Raw genomic sequence first — 6,474 nt, 5'->3', positions numbered from 1 at the left:
TCCGCACGCTCCGAAGTGCGTGGCCGCGTCTGGTCGTTGGCCGGTGAGGATGCCCCGGACGCCGGAGGTCAGGTCGTCGTCGATCTTGACGGCGTCCTCGTGATCGCGCACTCCGACAAGGAGGACGCGGCCGCGACCTGGAAGAGAACCTACGGCCACCATCCGCTGACGGCCTTCGTCGACCACGGCCCGGGCGGAACCGGCGAGCCGGTCGCCGCCCTCCTCAGGCCGGGGAACGCGGGCTCGAACACGGCCGCCGACCACATCACCACCGCCCAGCTGGCCCTGGCCCAACTGCCCAAGCACTACCGGCGAGGGCGGCAGACGCTGATCCGCACGGACTCCGCCGGCGGCACCCACGACTTCGTGTCCTGGCTGGCCAGGCGAGGACGATGGCTGTCCTACTCGGTCGGCATGACGGTCACCGAGGTGATCCACGAACACGTGCTGAAGGTCCCCGCCTCAGCCTGGACGGCAGCCGTCGAGACCGATGGTGAGGTCCGCGACGGGGCCTGGGTCGCCGAGCTCACCGGCAAGCTGCTGGACGGCTGGCCCAAGGGCATGCGACTGATCGTCCGAAAGGAACGGCCCCACCCCGGCGCCCAGCTGAGGATCACGGACGCGGACGGCATGCGGATCACCTGCTTCGCGACCAACACCGCCGGCCGGCCGATCGCCGAACTCGAGCTCCGTCACCGGCTACGGGCCCGGGCGGAGGACCGCATCCGGGCCGCCCGGACCACCGGCCTGCGCAACCTGCCCCTGCACACCACAGCCCAGAACAGGGTCTGGCTCGAGATCGTCCAGATCGCCCTCGACCTGCTGGCCTGGATGCCCATGCTCGCGCTCACCGGCAAGGCCAGGCTCTGGGAGCCCCGCCGCCTGCGGCTCCGCCTGTTCACTGCGGCCGGACAACTCGTCACCACCGGTCGACGGCGCATCCTCCGCCTGGCCCGGCACTGGCCCTGGACCGGCCACATCACCGCCGCGCTCGAACGGCTCGCACTCCTGCCGAACCCCGGCTGACCAGCGCATCCACCCGTCCCTACGACAGCCCTTCACCACCCGGAGCAGTGGAACCCGGCGCCACCCCGAGACGACGCTCGGGCCCTCGGCCTGCCCACCCTCAGCTCACGGCACGAAAACGGGCCACCGACTCCGTCGGCGGCCCATCACGAAACTTCGAGGCTAGCACCAGGGTCAGCAGAACCGGGCGCTCTGGGTTTCTTGCCGTGGTATCCGTCGTGGCCGTCCTTGCTTCGGCCGTGTCTTGCGCCCCGCCGCCGTACGACCACTGGGTGAGACCTGGACCGCTGACCCCAGAATGAGCACTCGCCCCGGCAGTGTGACTCCTATGTTGCGATTTCCTTGGGTCGCGGCATCCGCCCTGACAGTTCGGACCGCTTGCTGGTATGCGGACGTAGGTTTGAAGCGTGAGCGCTGCGTGGGCGGACTGGGCGGCACCACGGCGGATTGGGCGTCATGCTGATCAAGGCTGCAGGTCTCTGATCAGCGAGAACAGGATTCGGTGGCACCGCCAAGCACCACCCGCCACGACCTTGCAAGCCCTCGTAATGCGAAGGTCTCGGGTTCGAATCTCGTAGGCGGCTCGGAAAAGGCCAGGTCACGCAGCCCATGACCCTGGCCCTTTGTCTACTCCTTCGCCCTGTCCGAGGGCCGGGTCTACGACCTGTTCGCTGGCCTCTGCACCACGCTCCGCGACAGCGAGGCGCGCGAGCGCTGGACCGCCGCGAAGACCAAGCTCCTCGCCCTAGCCTTCTGATGCCACTCGCCCCTGCCCACACCACCGCCAGTCCGGAAGGACTGCACGTTCCCACCGTTCTGTCTCCGGCTCCGACCGATCTGCAGTCGACGAACTGACCGGCGGCACCCAGCTGCCCGTGCTGACCGTATCTGCGAGCCCCTGTCCGCTTCCCCCCGCGGTCACTCACCTACTGGTCCGCAGCTCGCTCGCCTCCGACACCGACGGCCTCCTCTCCGACGTGACTCGTTGTCAGTGTCCATGACGCGCACCTGGCCGCCTTCATGCCACCCTGCAGGGCACCCGAGTCGCCCTGACCAGCGTGCAACTTGCTATCGCAAGTCGGCCCACGGGTGCAGCGCGCCGACAACCCACCGTCCCAGCACCGGGTGCTGGGAGAAATCTGGGAGATGGTCTTCTCCCAGAGGCCAACCGAGCCCCCGCCGCACCAACCCAGACCAAGCCTCTGACCTGCCCGTTTAGCAGGATGCGTAGGTGTCGATCTTGTTCGAACCTCATTCGGGACGAAGAGGTCGTGGGTTCAAATCCCGCCACCCCGACAGAGAAACACCAGGTCAGGGACCTGATCCGCTTAGCGGGTCGGGTCCCTGAGTGGTTTGTGAGGGTCTTTTCGGGAGCCCTTTGGTGGCCTGGTGCGGGGTCGTGCGGGTCTGCTGGGGCTTCACGCCTGAAGGACCCGCGTGGCCGTCGTCAGGTCACGGAGTGATCGGCGAGCTGGGCTGGTCAGACCCGGTCCAAGGGGCGGTGCGGGCCGCTGGGGAGTTCCGTTTCGACGGGGTCGCCGGGGCGGACCACACCGCCCTCCCTCACGACGCTCATGATTCCGGCCTTGCGTACGGTGTTCCCCGCCTCGTCGCGGCCGACGACCCGCTTCAGGAGCCCGGCCTGGAAGTTGTCGATCTGCAGGCAGGGATTGCGGAGACCGGTGACCTCCAGGACCGCGGAGTCGCCGATGCGCAGGAGTGTGCCGACCGGAAGGCCGAGCAGGTCGATGCCACGCGTGGTGATGTTCTCGCCGAGTTCGCCGGGTGCCACTGCGAAGCCTTCTTCGGCGACCTCGGCGAAGAGCTCTTCGTGGATGAGGTGGACCTGGCGCAGGTTCGGCTGGCTGGGGTCCTGCGCGACGCGCGAGCGGTGCTTGACCGTCACACCGGCGTGCACGTCCCCCTCCACACCGAGCCCGGCGAGCAGTCTGACGCTGTCCCGGTTCGGCTTGGTGAACGAGTACTCCCCGTTGCTGCTGACCGCCGTCACTCTTCCGCCCATGCCTCACAACCCCCTCGTCGGTGACCGTGTTCGGCCACGAGCCTGGCTCTGGTTCCTCGGGCGCCTTGGGTGGCCAACGAGCTCACACAGTGACTTCCGGTTGTTGCGGGCTGAGGTAGTGCGTGCGCGTCTGCTCGGAGTGCGGCGACAACAGGCCGGTCAGTTCCTCGGCGGCGGTCTTGAGAAGGTGGCCGTCGTGGGTGGCCCGGAGGGTTTCGAGGACGAAGGCGACGCGGGTGGAGTCTTCGGTGACGCGGGTGCGGTGGGCGTCGCGGTGGTTCCAGTGGCGGGTCAGCACGCCGGTGGCGTCGGTGTAGACGACCTCGCCGGGCTTGGGGTTCTCGGTGGTGCCCGGCTCGCCGAGCGGGGTGAACTCCTCGGTGCCGTCCGCGTACTTGATGTCCACGGCGCCGGTGACGTGGTCGAGGTCGAAGGCTCCTGCGGGCAGGCCGTGGTGGACGGAGACGGCGTTGTAGGTGTCGACGGCCGGGTTGATGCGCGGCAGGCTGCCCTTCTTGGCCATGCGGCGGCCGAGCGCGTCGACGCTGGGGCGAACGCGGCGCGGGTTGGTGCCGAAGGCGCGGTAGGCGGTGTGCCACGCCTCGATCCGCGGGTCGCTCTCGTCGGCGGGGGCCCAGACGCCGGCGGCCAGTCGCTGCTCGAGTCCGTCGAGCGCGGCGGCACTGCCGGGCCAGGGCTCGTGGCCGCGCAGTCCGTCGGCGGTGACCACGGCGATGAGCGTGTCGGGGAAGACGTGGGCGACGTCGGGGGCGAGGCGGAAGGCGGTCATGGGAGGGCTCCGTTCCGATGTGGTGGAGGGTCGGCAGGGGGGCCGGGTCAGGGTTTCCAGGGGCCTACGCGGGCCAGGCGGCGGCGCTGCTGGCGGGCCGTGGGCTCGTCGAGGGGCTGTCTGCGGTCGGTAAGACGGTCGGCGACGGTGGCACGGTGCTCCACGGGCTTGTGGTCGTCGTACTTGAACTTGGCCCGGACCTCCGTCACCGCCAGCTTCAGACCGCGGATCCCGGGCAGCATCCGCCCGTACGGCGCCTGATCGGCCTCGATGGGGGCGTGGTCGCCGTCGGGCTGGAAGTGGGCCATCTGTCGGCGCAGTAGCCCGGCCTTGGCTTCCGGATCGTCGACGATGTGGGCCCGGCAGACGAACTGGACGGCGGCGTAGTAGCTGGTGGGCACGCCTTCGGTGGGAGGTGTGCCGGGCTTGGCACGCCAGGGGCCGGGGACGAAGGCGTAGTCGCCGATCACTGTGAACGTCACGTTCGGGTCGTGCTCGATCGGCTCCCAGACCGGATTCGGCCGGGCCAGATGGATCAGCAGTTCGTTGCCGTCCGGGACGAAGTGGGTGGGCACGGTGACGGGCGCGTGGCCGGGCGGGCCGTTGACGCTGAGCAGCCCGAAGTCGTGACCGTCGGCGATCCAGGACCGCCATTCGGCCTCGTCCAGGGCCGCGTCCCAGGGCTGGATGAACAAGCGGGGCTCCTTGAAGTACGCGGGGTGGTCGGGCGAGGACGAAGAGGGCCGACGGCGGCCGCGGCCGCGCCCGGGCCGACGCGTTGTCCGCTCTGGACGCGCTCGGCGTGCACGCCGCGGGCGGCAGGACCGCGCCCGGCCGGGTCCTGGGCAGGCAGGGCAGTGATCACGGTGACGACGGTGAGGTCATCGTCGTGCGCGGCGAGCAGCGGCCGGGCCGCCGAGGAAGTCGGCGCATCCGCAGGCCGGCGAGCCGCCCGGGGCCGGCAGCGGAGCTGTCACGGGACGATCCCTTACGATTACAGCAGAACGACTGGAGCGTACAACGAAACGACCGCCCTCTGTCAACCGAACGACCGAGTGGCACGTTCCACTGACCGCACGTTCCACTGACCGACCGATGGGATGGTGACAGGTGACCGAGACAGAGGTGGCTCTGCGCACGCTCGCGCACAACGTCCGCTCGGCTCGCACACGCGCCGGTCTGTCCCTGGACGAGCTCGGCCGGCGGGCCAAGGTCAGCAAGGGCGCCCTGGTCGGCCTGGAGAAGGCGCAGGGCAATCCGAACTTCGCGACTCTGGTCAGGCTGGCCGACACGCTCGGCGTTTCGGTCTCCGCGCTGGTGGACGGTCCGGCCGAGGGGCGCGTACGCGTGGTCTCGGCCGACGCCGTGATGCCCCTGTGGGCGGGCGAGCGGGGCAGTGAGGCCCGGCTCATGCTGACGACGTCGGGCCCCGCCCCGGTCGAGGTGTGGCGGTGGCGTCTGGAGCCGGGCGAGGAGTACCCCAGCCACCCCCACCAGGCCGGTGTCGTGGAGACCGTCAGCGTCACCACGGGGCGCGTGGTCCTGGTGGTCGACGGCGCGGAGCACCCCGTCGAAGCCGGGCAGACCGCCACGTTCGACGGCGACCTCCCCCACTCCTACCGCGGGGCGGGTGACGAGACCTGTCATTTGATCATGACCGTCCATCTGCCGCCCGGGCCCACCCTCACGGCCTGATCGCGCCGCTTACGGCGGTGGCTCCGATGTCGTCCCTTGGACCGGGCGCTGCTCGGCGCGGTCCTGCCGGCTCGCGGAGCGAGGGGCCCGGTCGGACACGGTCCGTCCCGTTCAAGCCCCGGGCTTGCCCGGCACCCCGAAGGCGCGGCCGGGGGCGGCGTACTCCACCGGGCCGTCGTAGCGCGTGCCCGCCCGGGTCACGGCCTCCGCCGGGGCCAGGGACGGGCCGAGGTGGGTGACGACCAGGCGCCGCGCACCGGCGACGGCCGCGCTCGTGCCCGCCTGCTCCGGGGTGTGGTGGACGGCCTCCGTGCCGGCCTGGGGCGTGTGCGCGTAGTCCGCCTCGCACAGCAGCACCGTGCAGTCGTCGGCGAGCGCGGTGAGCGCCTCGCAGGGGGCGGTGTCCCCGGAGTAGGCGAGGGAGGCACCGTCCTCGCTCTCGACACGGACCCCGAACGCGGGTATCCCGTGCGCCACCGCCCGGCTGGTCAGCGCGAGTCCGCCGACCAGGGCGCGGTGGTGGTCACTCACTTCGACGACCTGGAAGGCGTCCTCCACGGGGCTCCGTCGCGGCCCGTTGGTGAGGAAGCCGGCGAGCCGGTCCGCGATTCCCGGTGGGCCGAGGAGGGGGACGGGTGCGGCGAGTCGGACGTCGGCGTACAGGAGGCCGTAGTACGCGGTCAGCAGGTCGGAGCAGTGGTCCGCGTGCAGGTGGGAGACCCAGATGCCGTCGAGCTGGTCCAGGCGTACGTGTGCGCGCAGCGCCCCGAGCGTGCCGCTGCCGGCGTCCAGCCACAGCCGGGTTCCGGCGCCCTCGACGAGGTATCCCGAGCACGGGTTCCCGGCCTGGGGGTACGGGCTCGCGCTGCCGAGCACCGTGAATCGCAGATCGTCTGTCATGCGCGCGGAGTCTAAGGGCATGGCCCTCAGGGCCTCTCGG

6 protein-coding genes are annotated in these 6,474 nt (G+C 70.6%); 2 read left to right on the top strand and 4 right to left on the bottom strand.

Annotated features, from left to right (window positions below; genetic code table 11):
* Nucleotides 1–1,026 (top strand): IS1380 family transposase (locus ACH4NX_RS25800; RefSeq protein ID WP_351401588.1); only part of this gene is annotated, 1,026 nt, incomplete at its 5' end.
* Nucleotides 1,027–2,506: 1,480 nt separating this feature from the next.
* On the opposite strand, the gene ACH4NX_RS25795 is transcribed toward ACH4NX_RS25800, so the two are convergent.
* The 3 genes from ACH4NX_RS25795 to ACH4NX_RS25785 form a co-directional block, all read right to left on the bottom strand.
* Nucleotides 2,507–3,049: an MOSC domain-containing protein gene (locus ACH4NX_RS25795; protein WP_351387056.1), complete on the bottom strand. Its 543-nt coding sequence runs from the start codon at nt 3,047–3,049 to the stop codon at nt 2,507–2,509.
* Between the two features lie 82 nt (nt 3,050–3,131).
* A complete protein-coding gene (locus ACH4NX_RS25790) occupies nt 3,132–3,839 on the bottom strand; it encodes a phenylalanine--tRNA ligase beta subunit-related protein (RefSeq protein ID WP_351387058.1) in 708 nt (235 codons plus the stop codon).
* Between the two features lie 47 nt (nt 3,840–3,886).
* Nucleotides 3,887–4,534, bottom strand: coding sequence for an FMN-binding negative transcriptional regulator (locus ACH4NX_RS25785; RefSeq protein ID WP_351387060.1), 648 nt, complete (start codon nt 4,532–4,534; stop codon nt 3,887–3,889).
* A gap of 415 nt (nt 4,535–4,949) precedes the next feature.
* Here ACH4NX_RS25785 and ACH4NX_RS25780 point away from each other — a divergent pair, with 415 nt between their 5' ends.
* The gene (locus ACH4NX_RS25780; RefSeq protein ID WP_351387063.1) at nt 4,950–5,534 is read left to right on the top strand and encodes an XRE family transcriptional regulator; all 585 of its coding nucleotides are present in this window, start codon (nt 4,950–4,952) and stop codon (nt 5,532–5,534) included.
* A gap of 111 nt (nt 5,535–5,645) precedes the next feature.
* Here ACH4NX_RS25780 and ACH4NX_RS25775 read toward each other — a convergent pair whose 3' ends face one another.
* Entirely contained in the window at nt 5,646–6,434 is a 789-nt protein-coding gene (locus ACH4NX_RS25775; protein ID WP_398128679.1) for an MBL fold metallo-hydrolase, read from the bottom strand.
* Nucleotides 6,435–6,474: the final 40 nt, after the last annotated feature.

This window comes from Streptomyces sp. NPDC017225 (assembly GCF_044331465.1).
In the GTDB taxonomy this organism is placed as follows: Bacteria; Actinomycetota; Actinomycetes; order Streptomycetales; family Streptomycetaceae; genus Streptomyces.
The sequence above is the reverse complement of the archived record's forward strand: the minus strand, read 5'-3'. Positions and strand labels throughout refer to the sequence as shown.